Here is a 21,017-nt window from a genome sequence, read left to right as displayed (position 1 = left end):
CCGGCCCTATTCGCTCACGACTGTTTTGATAAAGGGCGTGACGCGTCGTGGCAACTGAGTCTCGTCTAGAGATTTGCCGACGCGTCGACTTCCAGGCTCGTGTCCACCTGCAACTCGATCTCGGTCACCGCAAACAGATCCTGCGCCGGCTCGACCGTCCAGGGCATGTGCTTGGCGCGTGCGGCGGCGACGGGGGCGAAGAAGCTGCGGTGGTGGACGGTGGGACCGAGGCGGTTGAGCGCGTCGAGGTGCTCGGGCACGGCGTAGCCCTTATGCTGCTCGAAACCGTAGCCGGGACAGTCCTGCGCCAACGCGCACATCAGGCGGTCCCGCGTTACCTTGGCGATGATCGAGGCCGCTGCGATCGACAGGACGATGCCGTCGCCGCCGATCACGGCTTCGCAATCGCATTCCGTGTCGAGCCGGTCGCGGCCGTCGACGAAGACGTGCCGCGGCTGCTGGGGCAGCGCCACCACGGCGCGCTTCAGCGCCCACAGCGAGGCGCGCAGGATGTTGTCGCGGTCGATGCGGGAGCGCGAGGCGACGGCCACCGAGACCTGGGCGGTCGCGCAGATCTTGCCGAACAGCCTTTCGCGCTCCTCGGCCGTCAGGCGCTTGGAATCGTCGATGCCGCGCGGGATGCGGTCGGGATCGAGAATCACCGCCGCCGCCACCACCGGACCGGCCAGTGGCCCCCGGCCCGCCTCATCGCAGCCCGCTACCGGCCAAACGCCGCGCTTGATCAGCGCGCGCTCACGGCGGAAGCTTGGGGCAACGATGATGGCGCTCTTTGTGCCGGCCAGCGCCTTGGCGATTTTTTTGGGCGCAGCTTTCTTGTTCTCAGGCGCAGCCTTCTCGTTCTTAGGCGCAGCCTTTTTGGGCGCGCCTTTGGCCGGCTTCTTGGCGGATTGATCCCGAATCATGGCCGGGATCGTGCGCAAGCGGCATGGCCTGCGCAATCGGGAACCTCGAACAATTCCCGTTATTCAAGCCAGCCGCCCTATTCCGCCAGATGCACCCGCCGGTCCTCGCCGACGTCGATGCCGGGCGCGACCACGACCTCCCAGGGATGGCCGTCAGGATCGGCGAAATAGCCGGAATAGCCGCCGTAGTCGGTCTCATGTGCTGCCTTCAGCAACGCGGCTCCCTTGCTGACGGCGAAGACCAGCACCGCATCCACCTCCTCACGCGCGCGGCAATTCCAGGCGAGCGTCATGCCGCGGAACGTCGATGGCCTCGGATGATCAGGCAATTTGGCGTCGACCGCGAGTTGATCCCAGGGAAACAACGCGAGCACCGGACCGCCGGTGTCATAGAACGCAACGGTCTCGCCGGTTACCTTGAGCCGGCGCGAGAAACCGAGCGCGTCGTAAAAGGCAATGCTGGCGCGGATGTCGTTCACGCCCAGCGTGATGACGGTCAGCCGCGGGATAGGAGCTGGCGGTTCCTTACTCATAGACGCCTCTCTCACTTCGTCCCTCAGAACAGGCTGAGCTGATCGCCGTTCCGCTTCGGCTTGGCAAAATGATCCGTCGTCAGCTTGGCGCGCCGTTTGTTCAGCCCGAGCCTGTCGCAAGCGATCTCGAAGCGGCGGCCGATGGTCCAGGCCATCGGGCCGGTGCCCTTCATGCGCTCGCCCCATTTCGCATCGTAGTCACGGCCGCCGCGCATGTCGCGGATCAGCGTGAAGACGTGGCGATACCGGTCCGGATAGTTCGCCATCAGCCATTCCCGAAAGAGATCGCGCACCTCGAGCGGCAACCGCAGCAACACGTAGGAGGCCTCCTTGACGCCGGCATGGGCGGCGGCATCCAGGATGCGCTCGATCTCGGAATCGTTCAGCGCGGGGATCACGGGCGCGACCATGACGGTGGTCGGAATGCCAGCCTCGGAAAGCTGCTTCAGTGCCTCCAGCCGCTTCGGCGGCGTGGACGCCCGCGGCTCCATGGTGCGCGCTAGTTTCGGATCGAGCGAGGTCACGGAGATCCCGACCTTGGCGAGGTTGCGTTTGGCCATTCGCGCGAGAATGTCGATGTCGCGCACGACCAGCGCCGACTTGGTGACGATCCCGACGGGATGGCCGGCGCGCTCCAGCACCTCCAGAATGCCGCGCATGATTTTGCGCTCGCGCTCGATCGGCTGATAGGGATCGGTGTTGGTGCCGATCGCGATCATCCGCGGCTCGTAGCCCGGCGCCGCAAGCTCCTTCTCGAGCAACGCCGGCGCCTCGGGCTTCACGAACAGCTTCGACTCAAAGTCGAGCCCCGGCGACAGGCCGAGATAGGCATGCGTCGGCCGCGCGAAGCAATAGACGCAGCCGTGCTCGCAACCGCGGTAGGGATTGATCGAACGATCGAAGCCGATGTCGGGAGATTCGTTGCGGGTGATCACCTTGCGCGAGGTGTCGATCCCGACCGTGGTCTTGAACGGGGGCAGTTCTTCAAGGCTCTGCCAGCCATCGTCGAATGCGACGCGCGCCTCGGCCTCAAACCGGCCGCTGGCGTTGGACTGCGCGCCCCGGCCTCGCCTGCGCTGGCGGTCGATGGCGACCGCCAGCTCAGGGAAGTCAGAAGGCGCACCCGCCGGCTCGGAGGGCGCCGTGACCGGCGGGTGCTTGAGAGCATGAGAGGATGCTGGACTCATGAAGCCAAGATAGCATGCCAAAGGAACAAATCAAGAACACAAACAAAAAACGTGAAAACAACCCCATGCACAGTAGAGCTGCCCAAATTTCGGGCGGGGGTTTTTGACTTCACGCAACACCAGCGTGACCACGATTCCGTTTGATCACGGGAGGGATCGATCGTCGCGGAACATGGTTGATGACGATCGTTGGGTGAAGGTCGGCAAGAACATGACAAATCAACAACAATTGGCCGCAGCGAGCAGCAACCTCGATCTGCTCGACCGCTATTGGCGCGCCGCGAACTATCTCTCCGTCGGGCAAATCTATCTCCTCGACAATCCGCTGCTGCGCGAGCCCTTACGGCCCGAGCACATCAAGCCGCGTTTGCTCGGCCATTGGGGCACGACGCCCGGTTTGAACTTCATTTATGCCCATCTCAACCGCGTCATCCGCGCGCTGGACCTGAACGTGATCTATGTCTGCGGTCCCGGGCACGGCGGCCCCGGCATGGTCGCTAACACCTATCTCGAAGGCAGCTACAGCGAGCTCTATCCCGATATCGCGCGCGATACCGAGGGGTTGCGCAAGCTGTTCAGGCAATTCTCCTTCCCCGGCGGCATCCCGAGTCACGCGGCGCCGGAAACGCCGGGCTCGATCCACGAAGGCGGTGAGCTCGGTTACGCGCTGGTGCATGCCTATGGCGCGGCCTTCGACAATCCCGACCTGATCGTCGCCTGTGTCGTCGGTGACGGCGAGGCCGAGACCGGCCCGCTCGCCGCGTCCTGGCACTCCAACAAATTCCTCAATCCTGCGCATGACGGCGCGGTGCTGCCGATCCTGCATCTCAACGGTTACAAGATTGCCAATCCGACCGTGCTCGGCCGGATGCGCGACGACGAGATCCGCGATCTCTTCCGCGGGCTCGGCCACGAGCCGCTGTTCGTCGAGGGCGACGATCCCAAATTGATGCACCGGGCCATGGCAGACGCGCTCGACGTCGCGCTCGTCAGCATCCGGTCGATCCAGCAGCACGCCCGCGACGGCCGCAAGAGCGTCGAACGCCCGCGCTGGCCGATGATCGTGCTGCGCAGCCCGAAGGGCTGGACCGGCCCCAAGGAAGTCGACGGCAAGAAGGTGGAGGGCTTTTGGCGGGCGCATCAGGTGCCCGTCGCGAACTGTCGCGAGAACCCGGCGCATCTGAAGATTCTCGAAGACTGGATGCGCAGCTACGAGCCGGAAAAGCTGTTCGACGCGAACGGCGCGCTCATTGCCGAGCTCCAGGCGCTCGCGCCCGAAGGCAATCGCCGCATGGGCGCCAATCCGCACGCCAATGGCGGCCTTCTGAAGAAGGAGCTGAAGCTGCCGGACTTCCGCAGTTTCGCCGTCGAAGTAGCGCAGCCGGGCGGCGTCGTGGCGGAGGCAACCCGCGAGCTCGGGAAATTCCTGCGCGACGTCATCCGCCTCAACACCGAGGCCCGCAACTTCCGCATCATGGGCCCGGACGAGACTGCGTCGAACCGGCTCGATGCGGTGTTCGAGGCCACCGAACGCGTCTGGATGGAGCCGACAAAACCTTACGACGTGCATCTCGCCCAGGACGGACGCGTGATGGAAGTCCTGAGCGAGCATCTCTGCCAGGGCTGGTTAGAGGGTTACCTGCTCACGGGCCGGCACGGCTTCTTCTCCTGCTACGAGGCGTTCATCCACATCGTGGATTCCATGTTCAACCAGCACGCCAAATGGCTGAAGGTGACCCGGCATCTGCCGTGGCGGCGACCGATCGCCTCGCTCAACTATCTGCTCACCTCGCATGTCTGGCGTCAGGACCACAACGGCTTCAGCCATCAGGATCCCGGTTTCGTCGATCTCGTCGCCAACAAGAAGGCCGACATCGTCCGCATCTACTTCCCGCCGGATGCCAACACGCTGCTGTGGATCGCCGATCACTGCCTGCGCACCTATGACCGCATCAACGTCATCGTCGCCGGCAAGCAGCCGGCGCCGCAATGGCTGTCGATGCAGGAGGCAGCCACGCATTGCGCCGCCGGCATCGGCATCTGGAACTGGGCCGGCACGGAAGACACGAATGGCGAGCCCGATGTCGTGATGGCCTGCGCCGGCGACGTGCCGACACTGGAAACGGTCGCTGCCGTCGACCTGCTGCGCAAGGCTCTGCCCGAGCTGAAGATCCGCGTCGTCAACGTCGTCGACCTCATGACGCTGCAACCCAGGGAGCAGCACCCGCACGGTTTGTCCGACCGCGACTTCGACGGCCTGTTCACGCGCGACAAGCCGGTGATCTTCGCCTATCATGGCTATCCCTATCTGATCCACCGGCTGACCTATAACCGCACCAACCACGCCGGCATGCACGTCCGCGGCTTTGCCGAGGAAGGCACCACGACGACGCCGTTCGACATGGTCGTGCTCAACGAGCTCGACCGCTATCACCTCGCGATCGAGGCGATCGAGCGCGTGCCGGGGCTCGCGACCAGGGCGGCGCAGGTGAAGCAGCAATTCCGCGACAAGCTGATCGAGCATTCGCGCTATGTGCGCGAATACGGCGAGGACATGCCGGAAATCCAGGAATGGGTCTGGCAGAACAGCGCCGGCGGCAACACGCCGGCAGAGGCAGGCGACTGAGGGGAGCCATGTCGAACACGGTTCTCGTTCTCAACTCGGGATCGTCGAGCATCAAATTCGGCCTGTTCGATATCTCGGCGGCCGAGCCCGCCCTGCTCTGCAAGGGCCTGCTTGACGAGCACGAGACGAAGCCGCGGCTCGTCGTGAAGAGTCCCGCGGGCGAAGACCTGTTCGAGAAACGGAGGGAAGCATCGGATGCGGCCAGCGATCATCTGTTCGCCGACGTGCTCGGCTTCATCGAGGATCGTTTCGGCGACCATCGCTTGCGCGCCGTCGGCCATCGCGTCGTCCATGGCGGTCCGGACTATTCCGCTCCGGTCGAGCTGACGGAGGATGTCACCGCAAAGCTGCAAGCGCTGACGCCGCTGGCGCCCCTACACCAGCCGCGCTGCCTGGCTCCGGTCCGCACTATCACGGCGATCAGGCCCGACCTGACGCAGATCGCCTGCTTCGATACCGCTTTCCACCACGGCATTGCGCCGCCCGCCAGCCGCTTCGCCATTCCGCGACGTTATGAAGAGCGCGGCATCCGGCGCTACGGATTTCATGGCCTCTCGTTCGAATATGTCGCGGGACGGCTCGCCCGAATCGCGCCGCAGCTCGTGGCGAAGCGCACTGTGATCGCGCATCTCGGCAACGGCGCGAGCCTGTGCGGCTTGCGCGACGGCCGCAGCATCGACACCACGATGGGACTGACGCCGCTCGACGGGCTGGTGATGGGCACGCGCTGCGGCAGGCTCGACCCGGGCGTGCTGCTCTATCTGCAACAGTACGAGAAGATGTCGGTCGAAGATGTCCAGCACCTGCTCTACCACGAATCGGGCCTGCTCGGCGTCTCCGGCATCGCGTCGGATATGCGCATGCTGCTTGCGAGCCGCGAAGCTGCGGCGCGGGAGGCGGTCGAGCTCTTCACCTTCCGCGCCGCGCAGGAGGTGGCGGCGATGGCGACAACGCTTGCAGGGCTAGACTGCCTGGTCTTCACCGGCGGCATCGGCGAGCATGCCAGCGAAATCCGCAGCGCGATCGGTGAGCGTCTCGACTGGCTCGGCGTGCGCATCGATGCCGCTGCGAATGATGCGGCGCGCGAGCGCATCAACGATGGCGATAGCGCAGTCGATGTCTTCGTCATTCCAACGAATGAGGAACTGATGATCGCACGACATTGTGCGGCGGTGCTGCGAACAGCGAGTTGACCGGCGTTCATTCGAAGCCCTCGTCAGCAGCGTGGTTGCACGTTTTCCCGTCCTCGCGCTCGTTCGCTATCGCATCCTCCTCTTGCATGATTGCGAACGGCCGGCGCGCCGCGCAATATTGCGGCTCACCTCCGGATTAATACGGACAGGACAGGCTGGGGCGACACATTCGGCAATATCGCCGCCCCGTACGGGACATATTTGGATGCGAGGGCTGCAGCGGTTTACCATCGTCTGCCGAGGCGCGGCCGGAAAGTTGCACTCGGCAGCGCCATGTTTTATCACGCCCTCATAATGAGCTACGCTTCTCCCGAAGTGTGGACAGTGAAGCTTCCATCATGCTGAGCGTCATCATTCCGACCGAAGGCGTCGAGCAGACGGCCGTCGCAACTCTGGCCGCGCTGGTACCCGGTGCCGCCGCAGGCGTCATCCGGGAAGTGCTCCTGGTCGACGGCACCCGCAATGGCGTCATCGAGCGCGTTGCCGACGTCGCGGGCTGCCGTTTCATCGGCTTCGAAGGATCCACTCAAGGCGCCGCGCTCGCCGCCGGCGCACTCCAGGCCCGTTCGTCCTGGCTGATGTTCCTGCCCGCGGGCGCCGTGCTGGAAACCGGCTGGATCGAGGAAACCACCCAGTTCATCCAGTCCGTCTCCACCAGCGGCCGGGATCGTGCGGCCGTCTTCCGCTATGCGCGCTCGCCCTACGCCGATGCCGGCTTCCGCCACATCCTCCGGGCCCTGATGCGCAAGCTCGTCGGTCCCTTCGGCGATCAGGGACTTTTGATCGCGCGTGATCACTACGACCGCATTGGCGGCTACCCGCCCCAAGCCCGCCACTCCGAGGCACGGCTGCTCCGGCGGCTCGGCCGCTCGTCGCGGATCATGCTGCGCAGCCGGATCGTCATGGTCGGCTGAGGCACCTCGATACTTGCCAAGGTCAAATAATTATTTGACAATGGCAAATATCGGAGGTGACCCATGTCGTTCAATCCTACCGACGACCACATCGCAGCGGTCCGCGCCTTCAACCGCTTCTACACCCGCAAGCTTGGCGTGCTCGACCAGCACCTTGGCAAGAGCCCGTTCTCGCTCAGCGAGGCCCGCGTGCTCTACGAGCTCGCGCAACGGGACGACCTTGCCGCCAAGGAGATCGGCAACGAGCTTGGCCTCGACCCCGGCTATCTCAGCCGGATCGTGCAAAGCTTCGACGAAAAGGGCCTGATCACCCGCAGGGCCCTGCCCGCGGATCGCAGGCAGTACCAGCTCAGCCTCACCGCCAAGGGGCGCCAGGCCTTTGCCAAGCTGAACCTGGGCTCGCAAAATGAGGTCGCCGCAATGCTGGCTCAGCTTTCGACCAGCGATGCAACGCGGCTCACGCAGGCTATGGCGACCATCGAGGCCGTGCTGGAGCATCGAAGCCACCCCGCGGCTTTCATGCTGCGCAGCCATCGCGTCGGCGACATGGGCTGGGTCATCTCCCGGCAGGCCGCCGCCTATGCGGCCGACTACAACTGGGATATCAGCTACGAGGCCCTGGTCGCTGAGATCTGCGGACAGTTCATCAAGAACTATGACGCCGCCCGCGAGCACTGCTGGATTGCGGAAGTGGGCGGAGAGCCGGTCGGCTCTATCTTTCTGGTCAAGGCCACGGACCAGATCGCCAAGCTGCGCCTGTTGCAGGTGGAAAAGAAAGCGCGGGGACTCGGTGTCGGCCGCGCGCTGGTCGACCAATGCATCCAGGGTGCGCGCGAGAGGGGCTACAGCAAGATGACGCTGTGGACGCAAAGCATCCTGGTCGCCGCGCGTGGCATCTATCAAAGCGCAGGCTTCAAGCTCGTGAAGAGCGAGCCGCATCACAGCTTCGGGCAGGATCTGATTGGGGAAACGTGGGAGCGGGATCTGTAGAACTCTCGCAACGAGCGAGAGGCGCATGTATGCGCCCTCGCCCCTTGTGGGAGAGGGCAGCGATGCTGCCAGACGCACACTCACTAGGGCGAGGGGTATGTCTCCGAGCACTCCGTGCCGATAGATACCCAAGCTTCGCTTCGGCATTCTTTAAGGACGGGCGGCCGAAGGCGGCCTATGCCACCTTTCCCGCATCCGCCTTCGCTAAAGCTTCGGCCAACATGAGCGGAGAAGAAATGTCCAACTACACCGTCGCGCCCTGGGCCTTCGGCCGGCGCAGGTGCTCGTCCAGCCGCGGCATGATCTCGACGAAATTGCAGGGGCGCGTGCGGTAGTCGAGCTGGGCTTTGAGGATGCCGTCCCAGCCGTCGCGGCAGGCACCGGGCGAACCTGGGAGGCAGAAGATGTAGGTTGCGCCCGCGACGCCGGCCGTGGCGCGGCTCTGGATCGTCGACGTTCCGATCTTGGCGTGGCTCAGCATGTGGAATGAGATCGAGAAACCGTCCATGCGCTTCTCGAACAAGGGCTCGATCGCCTCCGGCGTGACGTCGCGCCCGGTGAAACCGGTGCCGCCGGTGGTGATGACGACGTCGACACCTGCGTCCGCAATCCAGCGGCGGATGACGGTGCGGATCGCCTCGACGTCATCGGTGACGATCTCGCGCGCGGCGAGATGATGGCCGGCAGCGGTGAGACGGTCGGCCAGGGTCTGGCCGGATTTATCATCCGCCAGCGCGCGCGTGTCCGACACGGTGAGCACCGCGATGTTGAGCGGGACGAACTGTTTTGTTTCGTCGATGGAGGTCATTGCAACGCACCTTCTTCACAGACCACTGACGTCATCCTGAGGTGCGCGCTCTTGCGCGCCTCGAAGGATGGGCCACGGGCTCGCCATCCTTCGAGGCTCGCCAATTGGCGAGCACCTCAGGATGACGGATAACTCCTACTGTCCGCCCCCAAACGTGTTGCAGGCCTGGACGGTGCCCTGCTGGTAGCCGGTCATGAACCATTGTTTGCGTTGCGCCGCCGAGCCGTGGGTGAAGGAATCGGGCACGACGCGGCCTGTGGACTGGCGCTGCAGCGTGTCGTCGCCGATCGCGCTCGCCGTGGTGAGTGCGGCGTCGATGTCGCCCGGCTCCAGGAAGTTCGGCCGCTTCTTCGCCTCGCGATTGACCCAGACACCGGACAGGCAGTCGGCCTGCAATTCGACCTTCACCTGCAGCGCATTGGCCTCCGCCTTGCTGCCGGCCTGCTGCTGCAACCGCGTCACTCGCGGAATGATGCCGAGCAGGTTCTGGATGTGATGGCCGGCCTCATGGGCGATGATGTAGGCGGTGGTGAAGTTACAGGCCGACTTGCCGGAGCAGCCGCGAAAACGTGTCTCGACCTCGCGGAAGAAACCGGTGTCGAGAAAGATGGTTCTGTCGGGCGGACAATAGAACGGTCCCATCGCCGACTCCGCCCGGCCGCAGCGCCCGCCATTGGTGACGTTGCGGAACAGCACGACCTTTGGACCGGTAAAGGACTGGCCGGAGGCCTGGAAGATCTCGCTCCAGCGATCGTCGATCTCGCCGAGGATGCCGGAGATCATGCTGCCCATCTCGTCGGTCGGCGCGCCGCGCTTGGCGTTGGACGACGATTGGCGATCGGTCTGGTAGGACGGCGCCTGGCCGCCGCCGGTGAGTATCTCGGCGCCGCCGATCAGGATGCGCGGATCGATGCCGAAGGCGTAGCCGACCAGGCCGAGCACGATGATGGTACCGATCCCCAGCCCGCCGCCGCCCATGGGGAGGCCGAACCCGCCTCCTCCACCGCCGCCGCCACCATCGTCGCGACGATCCTCGATGTCGTCGCTGCGGCGGAAATCATCGTAGCGCATGGCGGCTTCCCTCGGTCCTAGCTCAATTCGGCGCGAAAGCGCGAAAGCTCAACGCGCCACATACGTTTCCGTTGCGTTAATCAATATCCCGCTCGGCAATTATTGCCTAGTGCGACAGCATGGCAATGCCAGTAATTTTTTCCGGGCATCGAGCAATTTTTTCCGAGAGGAATTTTGAGTCTTTTTGCGCTCCGATCACAGCCGCAACGCGAAGAAACGCGAAATACACTGCAAAACATGGAGAATGCGCGGAGCGAGCCGCTTGCAAGGCGCGATGTGAGGGCTGTTCACGAAAGCCACGGGTTAAGTCGATTTTTACTTTGCCGCTTCAATGTAACGGTCAGTCGGTTGTTTGGTCCCGCGTCGCCGACAGCGTCGCCTGAGTCAGAGTTCTTGAGTCATGGTAGAGTCGCGTCGCGGGGCGTCTGCAAGGGCGCCCCGCACAAATTTTGAGTCTCCTTCGCACAGCATCGTCCTCGGCGATTGCGTCGCCGAGATGTCGAAGCTTCAGGCTGGTTCGGTCGACCTGGTGTTCGCCGATCCACCCTACAATCTCCAGCTTAAGGGCGATCTCAAGCGCCCCGACGAATCTCATGTCGATGCGGTCGACGACGACTGGGACAAGTTCGATTCGTTCTCCGCCTATGACGATTTCACCCGCGCCTGGCTGCTCGCCGCCCGCCGCGCGATGAAGCCGTCGGCGACGATCTGGGTGATCGGCTCCTATCACAACATCTTCCGCGTCGGCGCGATCATGCAGGACCTCGGCTTCTGGCTGCTGAACGACATCGTCTGGCGCAAGACCAACCCGATGCCGAATTTCCGCGGCCGCCGCTTCACCAATGCGCACGAGACCATGATCTGGGCCGCGCGGGACGAGAAGGCCAAGGGCTACACGTTCAACTACGAGGCGCTGAAGGCCGCCAACGAGGACGTGCAGGCACGGTCCGACTGGCTGATCCCGCTTTGCACCGGCGAGGAGCGCCTCAAGGGCGCCGACGGCAAGAAAGTGCACCCGACGCAGAAACCGGAAGGCCTGCTGGCGCGCGTGCTGCTGTCGTCCTCCAAACCCGGCGATCTCGTGATCGATCCCTTCAATGGCACCGGCACCACCGGCGCGGTCGCAAAGCGCCTCGGCCGCTCCTATATCGGCTTCGAGCGCGACAAGACCTATGCGAAAGCGGCCGAAGCGCGCATCGCCGCGATCGAGCCGCTTCCGGAGGCAAGCCTCGCCCCGTTCATGACGGCGCGCGAAGCGCCGCGTGTGGCGTTCTCCGAGCTGATCGAGCGTGGCATGATCATGCCCGGCACCAAGCTGTTCGACGCGAAGAAGAAACTCGGCGCGCTGGTGCGTGCCGACGGCGCCATCATGTTCGGCGACAAGGTCGGCTCCATCCACCGCATGGGCGCAGTGGCGCAGGGCGCGCAAGCCTGCAACGGCTGGACCTTCTGGCACATCGAGACCAAGAAGGGTCTTAAGCTGATCGACGAGCTGCGCGCCGAGATCCGCGCCGGCATGCCGGCGGGGTAGCCTTCCTTTCGTCGTCCCGGAGCGCGCCTCCTGGCGCGGCCCCGGAATGACGAGACTGGTTGAATACAGCGGCCGGCGGGACTAGATTGACCGCCTACGCCCCGTCTTGACCGGTCGAGCCATGCGACGACAGTCCGAGACATTGCTGCTGGTGCCGCTGCTGCCGATCTTTCTGGTCGGCATGTTTCCGATGTTCCTGATCGCGCTGCTGGGATTTTTCGGCCTCGCCTTGTTCGGCGTGCTCGTGGTCTGTGTCGGGCTCGCCAGCAGCAACGAGGCCCACGACAGCTTCAATCACGACGTCATCGTTCACGGCTACGCGCGCGGATCGGAGCGCGCGGCGCGGGCCTCCGACATGCATATCGCTACCCGGCTCGGGTTGCGCCTGGAGGTCGTGGGCGCGGCCATGGTCATTACGGCGGCGATCGGCCTTTGTTACGCCGGCTGATCTGCGTGACGCGCAGACGCCGCCCGGCAAACTCGCCGGTTGCCCTCCCCGATAAGGTTCAGGCAAGACAAGGCCGCTTGCGGACATGTTGCTGACTCCACTCTCAGCCAACAAACACAGGGGAGATGCCCGATGCTCAAATTCTATTTCAACGGTTCGCCGAACCCGACCAAGGTCGCGCTTTATCTCGAAGAGGCCGGCCTGCCCTTCGAGCCGGTGAAGATCGACACCCGCACGGGCGAGCAGTTCACGCCGGACTACCTGAAGATCAATCCGAACGGCAAGGTGCCGGCGATCGACGACAACGGCACCATCGTGTTCGATTCCAACGCCATCCTGCTGTATCTCGCCGAGAAGACCGGCAAATTCCTGCCGGCCGCCAATGTTCGCGGCGAGATGCTGTCATGGCTGATGTTCGTCGCCACCGGCGTCGGGCCGTATTCGGGCCAGGCCGTGCACTTCAAGCATTTTGCGCCGAAAGACCAGAACCACGACTACGCGCATAACCGCTATCAGTTCGAGACCGATCGCCATTACAAGATTCTCGACGGCCACCTCAAAGGCCGCCGCTATATGGTCGGCGACAGCTATTCGATCGTCGACATGGCGCTGTGGGGGTGGGCGCGGATGGTGCCGTTCAAGCTCGGCGACGATGCCTTCGCGCGATACCCGAACGTGAAGCGGCTGGTGGACGAGATCTCGGCGCGGCCTGCGGCGACGCGCGCGATCGCGCTGAAGGACAAGTTCACCTTCAAGGCGGAAATGGACGACGAGGCGCGCAGCAACATGTTCAAGCACATGACGACGAAAGTCGCCTGATCGTCTCAGGTCACAATGCGAGGCCACGCGCATGCGCGTGGCCTTTTGCTTCTTGAGGCTCAGGCGGCGTGGACCGAGCTCAGGAAGTTGGCGACTTCCTGCTTCAAGCGATTGCTGTCGGCCGACAGCGAGCGTGCCGCCGAGAGCACCTGCGAAGACGCCGAGCCGGTCTCGGACGCCCCGCGCTGCACGTCGCCGATGTTGGACGACACGAGTTGCGTGCCTTGGGCCGCCTGCTGGACGTTGCGGGAGATCTCCTGCGTCGCCGCACCCTGCTCCTCCACGGCGGCGGCGACCGTCGACGAGATCTCCGACAGCCGCTCGATGGTGCCGCTGATTTCCCTGATCGAGCCGACCGACTCCTCCGTCGCAGCCTGGATGCCCGAGACCTGCTGGGCGATCTCACCGGTGGCCCTCGCGGTCTGCTCGGCGAGCGCCTTGACCTCCGAGGCGACTACGGCGAAGCCGCGGCCGGCTTCACCCGCGCGCGCCGCCTCGATGGTGGCGTTCAGCGCCAGGAGGTTGGTCTGGCCGGCGATGGTGCTGATCAGCTCGACCACGTCGCCGATGCGGGCTGCAGCCTTGGAGAGCTCGCTGACGCGCGCGTTGGTCTTGCTCACCTGACCGACGGCTTCGCCCGCTATGCGCGCCGATTCCTGCACCTGGCGCGCGATCTCCGTCACCGAGGAGGACAACTCCTCGGTCGCGGAGGCGACCGCCTGCACATTGGCCGAGGCTTCCTGGGAGGCGGATTGCACTTCGGTGGAGAGATCCTGAGCGCGCCTCGCGGTCGCGGTCAGGGTGCCGGCCGAGCCCTCGAGCTCGTGCGATGCCGAGGATACGGTATCGACGATCTCGCCCACCGCCTGCTCGAACCGGCTGGCGAGCCGGGCCATGTCGGCCTTGCGGCTCTCGGCCTGCCGGGCCTCGGTTGCGGTCTGCTCTTGGCGCAGCCGTTCGGTCTCGATCATGTTTGTCTTGAAGACGTCGATCGCCTTGGCCATGTCGCCGATCTCGTCGACCTTGCCGCGCGAGGGGATCTCGACGGCGAGATTGCCGCCGGCAAGCAGCCCCATTGCGCGCGTCATCGAGGTCAGCGGCCGCACGATGCTGCGGGCGGTCAGGAAGGCGACGATCAGTCCGAACAGGACGGCGAGGCCGCCCGCGATCTCCTGCAGCGAGGTCGTGCCGTCGATCACAGCATCGGCCGCGGTGCGCGAATCCTTGTAATCCGTCTTCAAGGCGGTTTCCGCGACCTTGAGCTTGGCTATGCTCGCGGAGATGAGCGGTGCGAGATCCTTGTGGTAGATCTCGTCGGACCGCAGCATCGCCGCAGAGGTGGTTTCGAACGCGGATTTGTAGATACCGAGAGCGGTCTTCACTGGCGTCAAAGACGAGCGAAGGTCCGCCGCCTGCGGGCTCCTTTCGACGGCCGCCAGCCGCTGCACCGCCCTGTCGACATTGGTTCTGAAGGCGGTGGGCCCGTTGGCGTCGCGCAGGGCGAGGAAGCGCCAGTTCGCGATTCGAACCAGCAGGACCCGGGACTCGAGGTCCGCGACGAGCGACACCGTGTCGTCGTCGGCGGCGGCACGGGCCACATCGACCAGCTTGGCCATCTTGACGGTCAGCTCTTCGCCACTCGGCAACAGCGTCGCCTTGCCGGTCCGCGCCTCGTTGACGGCGTCGCCGAGACTGTCACGCAGGCTTTTCATTTTGGCGATGTCGGCGATCAGATCGTCGTAGAGCTTCCGCCGCTCCTCCGAGAGGGGGCCCTTTGCTCCCAGCTGCAACAGCCCGGTCGCCGCGGCCTCTCGCTCGGCAGCCTCCCGCATCGCAGGCTCGTTGGCGTCGTAAATGTAGCGCAGATTGGCCCGCTGGATGGCCTGAAGATGGGTCGATATCTCCAGGACGCGCGCCGTGCTGTCCGACAACGCGGAGAGTTTTGCGACCTGATCCTGGACGGATCGCAAATTCCAGATGGCGACCACCGCCATCACAAGACCAACCGCCACCAAGGCCATGAAACCTGCGTACAGGGCGTCCCCTGATCCGCAAACGAAAACTCGGCATTCCCACTGTCCACCCAGATGCATGTCAATTCGAGCGGCCGGCCTAATCCGGCGATCGTCACCGGCCACTCTGGCAGCCGCGCGTCGCGTTGTTCGCGACCCACGCTGCACCGCGACACAATGGGGGACACTCGTTAATTGAACCTTCAAATTTTTCGCGCGCGCATCCGTCGGATGGTACAACATCTGCTGATTTTATCGGCAGGTGAGCAAGGTTTTAGCGAGAAGCCCGCAGCGGCATGCAGGCCGCTGCAGCTGGTCCGGCCTGCGCCAGACCAACACGCCCCTCGCCGACCGCGGCGGACGGCACCGGTCGACGGAGGCGACGCTGCTCGATCCGCTCAGCTCGCGGCCCTCACGGCCGTTTGTGGAAACGGACCAAGGGCCTTCTCGGTCAGCACCGAGTCGCAATATTCCCGGATCTCCTTGATCTTGCCGTCCTCGAGACGAAACACGAGACAATAGTCGTTGTCGTAGCGCACGCCTTCTGGCGTGACATTGTCGCCCTTTGCTTCGATGACGACGATATCGCCGTCGGCGATGAAGCGATGAGCGACCGTCCGCGTCCGGTCGACAAGGCGGGTCCGCACATAGCCGTGCAGATCGTTGAGGATCGCCTGTTTGCCCGAAAAGGTGCGCGACCAGGAATACTGGCCGGTCACGATCCATTTGGCGTCGTCGGCAAGACTTTCGGTGAACAAGCCACGGTCGCGCGCAGCCGGATCGGGGCTGGCGGCGGCTGCAAAGATATCCTGCATCAGTTTCTTGTTGGCGCTCGCGCTCATGGCGGCATCTCCTTTGGTGAGAACACGGAAATCATCGCCGCCGGTGCTAAATTCTTCAAATCGATAGTGGATATGATATCTATTCGCCTCATGAATTTGAATTCGCTCGACCTCAATCTCCTGACCGCGCTTGACGCGCTGCTGCGCGAGGCCAGCGTCAGCCGCGCCGCATTGCGGATCGGGCTGTCGCAGCCGGCGGCGAGTCATGCGCTCCAGCGTCTGCGCGACATCCTTGGCGATCCGCTCTTGGTACGCACAGGCGCGCGGATGGAGTTGACGCCGCGGGCGCAAGCCTTGCGCGCGCCGCTGGCGCAGGCGCTCGACCAGGTGCGCGGGCTGTTCGTATCGGATGAATTCGATGCGGCGCGCAGCGAGCGGCAATTCCGACTGATGATGCCGGACCTCGCGGTCGAGCTGTTGATGCCGCCCTTGATGGAAAAGGTGACGCAGGCCGCCCCCAACGTCCGCATCGACGTGGTGCCGTGGCGAGGACCGGCTATTTTCCACGCCGAGTTCGCCCGCACCATCGATCTCGTGATCTCGATCGGCAACGCCTTCAAGGGATTTCACCGCCAGTTGCTTTACACCGACAGCGACGCGCTGGCGGTGCGGCGCGGCCACCCCGTGGCTGCGAAGCTGAAGCGGCGCGAGACGTTCCTGGCTGCACGCCATGTCGGCGTAATCATCCGCGGCCAGCCGGAGGACCTCATCGACACTTGGCTGGGCACCAAGGGCATAGACCGGCATATCGCTCTCGTCGTCCCGGGTTATCTCGAAGCGCTGCACGTCGCCGCCCGTACCGACCTCGTCGCCTTCGTGCCGCGCCGGTTGATCGCGGCGCTGTCCAAGCAGCTCGGCCTCGTCACGGTGACGCCGCCGCTCGACCCCGGCATCGATGAGCAGTTCATGTTCTACCCGACCCGCGCGCAGATGGATCCAGGCTCGATCTGGCTCAGGCGGCTGATGCTGGAGACGGGACGGGATTTGGAGAAGAAAGGGCGCGCTGGATAGGACGCAACTTCAAAGCAAATGGTGTCGTCCCGGACAAGCGCAGCGAAGCGGAGCGCCGATCCGGGACCCATAACCACAGGACGTGGTTTGGCGAAGACTCGTGATTGTCAGCTTGCGTCACAACTTCTCCCTGTGGTTATGGGTCCCGGGTCTGCGCTGACGCTTGCCCGGCACGACAGGGGAATATATTGCCGCGCTCCTACGCCTTCTGCGCGTCCATCACCTTGCGCACGGCGGGGCGGTCGGACATGCGCTTGAAATGATCGGCGATCTTCGGCGTCGCGTTGATGTCGACGCTGTCGCCTTCGAGCCAGGTCGACAGGGTGTAGAGATAAGGATCGCAGATCGTGAACTGCTCGCCCATCACCCAGGGCCCCTTGTACATCTTCTGCTCGATCAGGGCGAAGCAGGCGCCCATGGTCTTCGGGATCATCGCCTTCATGTCGGCGAACGAGCTCTCTTCGCTCGCCCAGCGTGCGCCGCGCATCTTGTGGGCATGGTTGATGTGCACGGTCGAGCAGAGGTAGGAGTTGAACGACTGGACCTGGGCGAAGTCGAAGGGATCGTCGAGCGGCGCGAGCTTCGCCTTGGGGAAGGTCTGCGCGAGATAGGCGAGCATCGCCGGGGTCTCGGTCAAAACGCCGCGATCGGTCACCAGCGCGGGGACGCGGCCTTTCGGGTTGATCGCGAGGTACTCCACGCTGTTCTGCTGGTTGTCCTTGAAGCTCAGCCGCTCCGCCGCGTAGTCGGCGCCGGCTTCTTCCAGGGTGATGTAGGTGGCGAGCGCGCAGGTGCCGGTGGCGTAGTAGAGCTTGAGCATGTCGGACCTCATGGGAAAGCCGGAAGGTAACGGCTGCGGGCCCCGAGGTCCATAGCACGAACCTCTCTTCGCAGTTGCCCACCGGCGCCCGGCTGTGCCAAGACGCCCCGAGTTGGAGGGGCTTTCCCATGACCGTACTCATCGCCGGTGGCGGCATCGGCGGGCTGACGCTTGCGCTCAGCCTGCACGGAGTCGGCGTTCCCGTGAAAGTGTTCGAGAGCGCCGCCGAACTGCGGCCGCTCGGTGTCGGCATCAACGTGCTGCCGCACGCGGTGCGCGAGCTGATCGAGCTCGGGCTGATGGACAAGCTCGATGCCAGGGGCGTGCGCACCCGCGAGCTTGCCTATTTCTCCAAGCACGGCAAGCCGATCTGGAGCGAGCCGCGCGGGCTGGAGGCCGGCTATAAATGGCCGCAGTTTTCGATCCATCGCGGCACGCTCCAGCAATTGCTGCTCGACACCGCCATCGAGCGCCTCGGCCGCGACAACATCCTCACCAGCCATCATCTGACCGGCTGGAGCGAAACCGCCGACGGCGTGCGCGCCGATTTCGTCGACAAGGCCACCGGCAAGGCCGCGGGGACTTACGACGGCACGATCCTGATCGCCGCGGACGGCATCCATTCCGCCGCGCGAGAAAAACTCTATCCCGACGAAGGCCCGCCGATCTGGAACGGCCGCATCCTGTGGCGCGGCGTCACGCCCGCAAAAGCCTTCCTCAGCGGCCGCACCATGATCATGGCCGGTCACGAGATCCTGAAATTCGTCTGCTATCCGATCTCGAAGGAACCGGACGCCGCGGGCAACCATCTGATCAACTGGGTTGCCGAGCGCCACATGCCGCCGACCTATCAATGGCGGCGCGAGGACTATAACCGCACCGCGCGGCTGGAGGAGTTCTTACCCTGGTTCGAGAGCTGGCAGTTCGACTGGCTCGACGTGCCCGGCCTGATCAAGAACTGCCCGCACGCCTATGAATATCCGCTGGTCGACCGCGATCCGGTATCGCAATGGACTTTCGGCCGCGTCACGCTGATGGGCGACGCCGCACATCCAATGTATCCGATCGGATCCAACGGCGCCTCGCAGGCGATCCTCGATGCGCGCACCATCACGCGCGAGATCCTGGCGCACGGCCCGACGCAAGCGGCCCTGCTCGCCTATGAGGCCGAGCGGCGGCCTGCAACCACCAGTCTCGTCCTGCTCAACCGCAAGAACGGCCCCGAGCAGGTGATGCAGCTGGTCGAGGAGCGCGCGCCCGACGGCTACAAGGTCGTCACTGACGTGCTGTCGCAACAGGAGCTCGAGGATGTTGCCGCCAATTACAAGCGCGTCGCCGGCTTCCAGGTGGAAGCGCTGAATGCGAAGCCGCCGATCGTGAGCAAGGACGCGCGCGCGACGAAATGAGTATTCGCACGAAGCGAGACGCACGTTGATGCGCCCTCGCCCCTTGCGGGAGAGGGCAGCGACGCCGCTAGACGCAAGCTCACTCGGGTGAGGGGTCTGTCTCCGCGAGTCTAACTCTCATTTGAACTCGCCGAGACAAACCCCTCATCCGGCGCTTCGCGCCACCTTCTCCCGCAAGGGGAGAAGGAAAAAAGACTGCGCGGCAGCTATTTGCCCACCACCCTCGCCGCCTCCAGCAGCCGCTCGCTCGCCGTCGCCGTCGCCAGCAGCGTTCCGTCCTCTGCCATCAGCTTTGCCTCGACGAACGCAATCGTCTTGCCGAGCTGCGTCACCTTGGCCTCGCCGATGATCGGTCCGGGCTTTGCGGGCGCCAGGAAATTCACGGTCATGCTGATGGTGGTGGTGTAGAGCCTGCCCTCGCTCATCACCAGCACGGCGGGGCCCATCGTGTCGTCGAGCATGGCCGAGAGCATGCCGCCCTGGATGAAGCCGGCCGGATTGCAGAACTCCGGCTTGCCGTCGAAGGCGAGCTTGATCCAGCCTTCCCTGGGTCGGGCATCGAGCAGGCGCCACCCCAATAGCTCGGCACAGGGCGGCCTGGGAAAGTTGTCGAGCGCGGTGTTGATCATGCGAGCCTCCGTTGCCTACCACAGCTAACGCAGGCCTGCTGCCAGCATTTTGTCAGCAGGATGGGCTGCTAGGGTCCAATCCATGCGCAATCACCTTGCGCATGACGTTGGGCAATGCTTCATCGGCGAGCGTGGCGATCGGCACCCAGCGCATGCTGGCGGGTGCCCGCGTCCGCGCTTCCACCCTCGCCGTGTAGACCACCAGTTCCAGCGGAAAATGCGTGAAGACGTGGGTGACCACGCCGACCTTGCGCTGCCAGCGCGACAGCCCCTTCAACTCGGGCGCCTGCCGTTTTGCCTTGGCGTCGTCCTGCCCGGCCAGCCAGTCCGACCCCGGTACTTCGGTCATGCCGCCGAGCAACCCCTTTTCGGGACGGGTGCGGACGAGAAGCTCGTCGCCGCGCGTGACAACGAAAGCGGCGCCGCGCCGTAGCGCGCCGCTCTTCTTCGCGGCCTTGCGCGGAAACGTGTCCTGCGTTCCCAGCGCGCGCGCCGTGCAGCCCTCGTTCAGCGGGCATAGCGAGCAGGCCGGCTTTTTCGGCGTGCAGATCGAGGCGCCCAGATCCATCAGCGCCTGCGCGCTATCACCGGCGCGAGAATCGGCAAGCAGCGTCGCAGCCAACTCCTGAATCAGCGGCTTGGCCTGCGGGAGCTCTTCCTCAACTGCAAAGAGCCGCGAGACCACGCGCTCGATATTGCCGTCGACCGGCATGGTGCGTCGATCGAACGCTATCGCCGCGATCGCTGCCGCCGTATAGGGCCCGACGCCCGGCAGCGCGCGCAGACGCACTTCGGTGTCGGGAAAGGTGCCGCCATGCTCGCGCGTCACCGCGACCGCGCAGGCATGGAGATTACGGGCGCGAGAATAATAGCCCAGCCCGGCCCACATCCGCAGCACGTCCTCCTGCGAGGCCCGTCCGAGCGCGGTGACATCAGGCCAGCGCGAGACGAATTTTTCGAAATAGGGCCCGACCGCCTTCACTGTGGTCTGCTGCAGCATGATCTCGGACAGCCAGACGCGGTAAGGGTCGGATGCTTCGCCGGGCGGAGCCCGCCAGGGTAATCGGCGGCGGTGGCGGTCATACCATTGGAGCAGCGCGAGCGGACGCGATGGGGTCTCCGGCGGAACTGGTTCCGATTTCGCCTTGAGGGCGGATTTGGGGCTCATGTCCGCACTGTAACGGCAATGCGTCGATCTCTCCACGTCGTGCCCACGCATGTCGCGGGCATCCACGTTTTTCTTCGCGGTGAAGA

The 21,017-nt window shown here is 64.5% G+C and carries 19 protein-coding genes; 9 read left to right on the top strand and 10 right to left on the bottom strand.

Annotated features, from left to right (window positions below; translation table 11 throughout):
* Nucleotides 1-65: 65 nt before the first annotated feature.
* The 3 genes from AC0L3B_RS20680 to AC0L3B_RS20670 form a co-directional block, all read right to left on the bottom strand.
* On the bottom strand, nucleotides 66-923 hold the full coding sequence (locus tag AC0L3B_RS20680; RefSeq protein ID WP_247372689.1) for a ribonuclease HII: 858 nt from the start codon (nucleotides 921-923) through the stop codon (nucleotides 66-68).
* Nucleotides 924-1,000: 77 nt separating this feature from the next.
* On the bottom strand, nucleotides 1,001-1,456 hold the full coding sequence (locus AC0L3B_RS20675) for a VOC family protein (RefSeq protein WP_018454911.1): 456 nt from the start codon (nucleotides 1,454-1,456) through the stop codon (nucleotides 1,001-1,003).
* 23 nt (nucleotides 1,457-1,479) lie between these two features.
* Entirely contained in the window at nucleotides 1,480-2,643 is a 1,164-nt protein-coding gene (locus tag AC0L3B_RS20670) for a PA0069 family radical SAM protein (protein WP_018454912.1), read from the bottom strand.
* Between the two features lie 211 nt (nucleotides 2,644-2,854).
* Here AC0L3B_RS20670 and AC0L3B_RS20665 point away from each other — a divergent pair, with 211 nt between their 5' ends.
* From AC0L3B_RS20665 to AC0L3B_RS20650, 4 genes are all read left to right on the top strand, one after another.
* Complete coding sequence (locus AC0L3B_RS20665) at nucleotides 2,855-5,269, top strand: phosphoketolase family protein (protein WP_473380967.1); 2,415 nt, start codon at nucleotides 2,855-2,857, stop codon at nucleotides 5,267-5,269.
* Nucleotides 5,270-5,277: 8 nt separating this feature from the next.
* Nucleotides 5,278-6,462: an acetate/propionate family kinase gene (locus AC0L3B_RS20660; RefSeq protein WP_354263412.1), complete on the top strand. Its 1,185-nt coding sequence runs from the start codon at nucleotides 5,278-5,280 to the stop codon at nucleotides 6,460-6,462.
* A gap of 338 nt (nucleotides 6,463-6,800) precedes the next feature.
* Nucleotides 6,801-7,376, top strand: a complete 576-nt coding sequence (locus AC0L3B_RS20655) for a glycosyltransferase family protein (RefSeq protein ID WP_204513849.1) — start codon at nucleotides 6,801-6,803, stop codon at nucleotides 7,374-7,376.
* A gap of 63 nt (nucleotides 7,377-7,439) precedes the next feature.
* A complete protein-coding gene (locus AC0L3B_RS20650; RefSeq protein WP_473380964.1) occupies nucleotides 7,440-8,366 on the top strand; it encodes a bifunctional helix-turn-helix transcriptional regulator/GNAT family N-acetyltransferase in 927 nt (308 codons plus the stop codon).
* Between the two features lie 244 nt (nucleotides 8,367-8,610).
* Here the strand turns inward: AC0L3B_RS20650 and moaB are convergent, their stop codons facing one another.
* Nucleotides 8,611-9,174 carry a molybdenum cofactor biosynthesis protein B gene (gene moaB / locus AC0L3B_RS20645; protein WP_018454917.1) on the bottom strand — a complete coding sequence of 188 codons (564 nt, stop codon included), beginning with the start codon at nucleotides 9,172-9,174 and terminating at the stop codon, nucleotides 8,611-8,613.
* Nucleotides 9,175-9,309: 135 nt separating this feature from the next.
* Nucleotides 9,310-10,245: a KPN_02809 family neutral zinc metallopeptidase gene (gene ypfJ, locus AC0L3B_RS20640; protein ID WP_085352623.1), complete on the bottom strand. Its 936-nt coding sequence runs from the start codon at nucleotides 10,243-10,245 to the stop codon at nucleotides 9,310-9,312.
* A 400-nt stretch (nucleotides 10,246-10,645) separates the two neighbouring features.
* Here ypfJ and AC0L3B_RS20635 point away from each other — a divergent pair, with 400 nt between their 5' ends.
* From AC0L3B_RS20635 to AC0L3B_RS20625, 3 genes are all read left to right on the top strand, one after another.
* Nucleotides 10,646-11,776 (top strand): DNA methyltransferase, encoded by a 1,131-nt coding sequence (locus AC0L3B_RS20635; protein ID WP_473380963.1) that lies wholly within the window; start codon nucleotides 10,646-10,648, stop codon nucleotides 11,774-11,776.
* Between the two features lie 121 nt (nucleotides 11,777-11,897).
* Nucleotides 11,898-12,224, top strand: a complete 327-nt coding sequence (locus tag AC0L3B_RS20630) for a hypothetical protein (RefSeq protein ID WP_018454920.1) — start codon at nucleotides 11,898-11,900, stop codon at nucleotides 12,222-12,224.
* Nucleotides 12,225-12,356: 132 nt separating this feature from the next.
* Entirely contained in the window at nucleotides 12,357-13,043 is a 687-nt protein-coding gene (locus AC0L3B_RS20625) for a glutathione S-transferase family protein (RefSeq protein ID WP_085352625.1), read from the top strand.
* 59 nt (nucleotides 13,044-13,102) lie between these two features.
* Here the strand turns inward: AC0L3B_RS20625 and AC0L3B_RS20620 are convergent, their stop codons facing one another.
* Complete coding sequence (locus tag AC0L3B_RS20620; protein ID WP_473380962.1) at nucleotides 13,103-15,064, bottom strand: methyl-accepting chemotaxis protein; 1,962 nt, start codon at nucleotides 15,062-15,064, stop codon at nucleotides 13,103-13,105.
* Between the two features lie 389 nt (nucleotides 15,065-15,453).
* Nucleotides 15,454-15,897: a nuclear transport factor 2 family protein gene (locus tag AC0L3B_RS20615; protein WP_018454923.1), complete on the bottom strand. Its 444-nt coding sequence runs from the start codon at nucleotides 15,895-15,897 to the stop codon at nucleotides 15,454-15,456.
* A 90-nt stretch (nucleotides 15,898-15,987) separates the two neighbouring features.
* Between AC0L3B_RS20615 and AC0L3B_RS20610 the strand changes: the two genes are divergently transcribed.
* The gene (locus AC0L3B_RS20610; RefSeq protein WP_204513844.1) at nucleotides 15,988-16,908 is read left to right on the top strand and encodes a LysR family transcriptional regulator; all 921 of its coding nucleotides are present in this window, start codon (nucleotides 15,988-15,990) and stop codon (nucleotides 16,906-16,908) included.
* 199 nt (nucleotides 16,909-17,107) lie between these two features.
* On the opposite strand, the gene AC0L3B_RS20605 is transcribed toward AC0L3B_RS20610, so the two are convergent.
* On the bottom strand, nucleotides 17,108-17,728 hold the full coding sequence (locus tag AC0L3B_RS20605; RefSeq protein WP_085352629.1) for a glutathione S-transferase family protein: 621 nt from the start codon (nucleotides 17,726-17,728) through the stop codon (nucleotides 17,108-17,110).
* A 128-nt stretch (nucleotides 17,729-17,856) separates the two neighbouring features.
* On the opposite strand from AC0L3B_RS20605, the gene AC0L3B_RS20600 reads away from it, so the two are divergent.
* A complete protein-coding gene (locus AC0L3B_RS20600) occupies nucleotides 17,857-19,134 on the top strand; it encodes a flavin-dependent oxidoreductase (protein WP_085361332.1) in 1,278 nt (425 codons plus the stop codon).
* Nucleotides 19,135-19,340: 206 nt separating this feature from the next.
* Here the strand turns inward: AC0L3B_RS20600 and AC0L3B_RS20595 are convergent, their stop codons facing one another.
* The gene (locus AC0L3B_RS20595) at nucleotides 19,341-19,763 is read right to left on the bottom strand and encodes a PaaI family thioesterase (RefSeq protein WP_247372684.1); all 423 of its coding nucleotides are present in this window, start codon (nucleotides 19,761-19,763) and stop codon (nucleotides 19,341-19,343) included.
* A 52-nt stretch (nucleotides 19,764-19,815) separates the two neighbouring features.
* On the bottom strand, nucleotides 19,816-20,931 hold the full coding sequence (gene mutY, locus AC0L3B_RS20590; RefSeq protein WP_018454928.1) for an A/G-specific adenine glycosylase: 1,116 nt from the start codon (nucleotides 20,929-20,931) through the stop codon (nucleotides 19,816-19,818).
* Nucleotides 20,932-21,017 lie beyond the last annotated feature (86 nt).

The organism is Bradyrhizobium sp. Kon56 (assembly GCF_055807635.1).
The sequence above is the reverse complement of the archived record's forward strand: the minus strand, read 5'-3'. Positions and strand labels throughout refer to the sequence as shown.

What these genes read in the sequence shown, in the direction of transcription:
- AC0L3B_RS20635 (WP_473380963.1), top strand. Translation starts at nt 10,646, where the DNA reads ATGGTAGAGTCGCGTCGCGGGGCGTCTGCAAGGGCGCCCCGCACAAAT.
- AC0L3B_RS20625 (WP_085352625.1), top strand. Translation starts at nt 12,357, where the DNA reads ATGCTCAAATTCTATTTCAACGGTTCGCCGAACCCGACCAAGGTCGCG.
- AC0L3B_RS20650 (WP_473380964.1), top strand. Translation starts at nt 7,440, where the DNA reads ATGTCGTTCAATCCTACCGACGACCACATCGCAGCGGTCCGCGCCTTC.
- ypfJ (WP_085352623.1), bottom strand. Translation starts at nt 10,245, where the DNA reads ATGCGCTACGATGATTTCCGCCGCAGCGACGACATCGAGGATCGTCGC.
- AC0L3B_RS20630 (WP_018454920.1), top strand. Translation starts at nt 11,898, where the DNA reads ATGCGACGACAGTCCGAGACATTGCTGCTGGTGCCGCTGCTGCCGATC.
- AC0L3B_RS20660 (WP_354263412.1), top strand. Translation starts at nt 5,278, where the DNA reads ATGTCGAACACGGTTCTCGTTCTCAACTCGGGATCGTCGAGCATCAAA.
- AC0L3B_RS20675 (WP_018454911.1), bottom strand. Translation starts at nt 1,456, where the DNA reads ATGAGTAAGGAACCGCCAGCTCCTATCCCGCGGCTGACCGTCATCACG.
- AC0L3B_RS20665 (WP_473380967.1), top strand. Translation starts at nt 2,855, where the DNA reads ATGACAAATCAACAACAATTGGCCGCAGCGAGCAGCAACCTCGATCTG.
- mutY (WP_018454928.1), bottom strand. Translation starts at nt 20,931, where the DNA reads ATGAGCCCCAAATCCGCCCTCAAGGCGAAATCGGAACCAGTTCCGCCG.
- AC0L3B_RS20655 (WP_204513849.1), top strand. Translation starts at nt 6,801, where the DNA reads ATGCTGAGCGTCATCATTCCGACCGAAGGCGTCGAGCAGACGGCCGTC.
- AC0L3B_RS20670 (WP_018454912.1), bottom strand. Translation starts at nt 2,643, where the DNA reads ATGAGTCCAGCATCCTCTCATGCTCTCAAGCACCCGCCGGTCACGGCG.
- AC0L3B_RS20620 (WP_473380962.1), bottom strand. Translation starts at nt 15,064, where the DNA reads ATGGCCTTGGTGGCGGTTGGTCTTGTGATGGCGGTGGTCGCCATCTGG.
- AC0L3B_RS20610 (WP_204513844.1), top strand. Translation starts at nt 15,988, where the DNA reads ATGAATTTGAATTCGCTCGACCTCAATCTCCTGACCGCGCTTGACGCG.
- AC0L3B_RS20595 (WP_247372684.1), bottom strand. Translation starts at nt 19,763, where the DNA reads ATGATCAACACCGCGCTCGACAACTTTCCCAGGCCGCCCTGTGCCGAG.
- AC0L3B_RS20600 (WP_085361332.1), top strand. Translation starts at nt 17,857, where the DNA reads ATGACCGTACTCATCGCCGGTGGCGGCATCGGCGGGCTGACGCTTGCG.
- moaB (WP_018454917.1), bottom strand. Translation starts at nt 9,174, where the DNA reads ATGACCTCCATCGACGAAACAAAACAGTTCGTCCCGCTCAACATCGCG.
- AC0L3B_RS20605 (WP_085352629.1), bottom strand. Translation starts at nt 17,728, where the DNA reads ATGCTCAAGCTCTACTACGCCACCGGCACCTGCGCGCTCGCCACCTAC.
- AC0L3B_RS20615 (WP_018454923.1), bottom strand. Translation starts at nt 15,897, where the DNA reads ATGAGCGCGAGCGCCAACAAGAAACTGATGCAGGATATCTTTGCAGCC.
- AC0L3B_RS20680 (WP_247372689.1), bottom strand. Translation starts at nt 923, where the DNA reads ATGATTCGGGATCAATCCGCCAAGAAGCCGGCCAAAGGCGCGCCCAAA.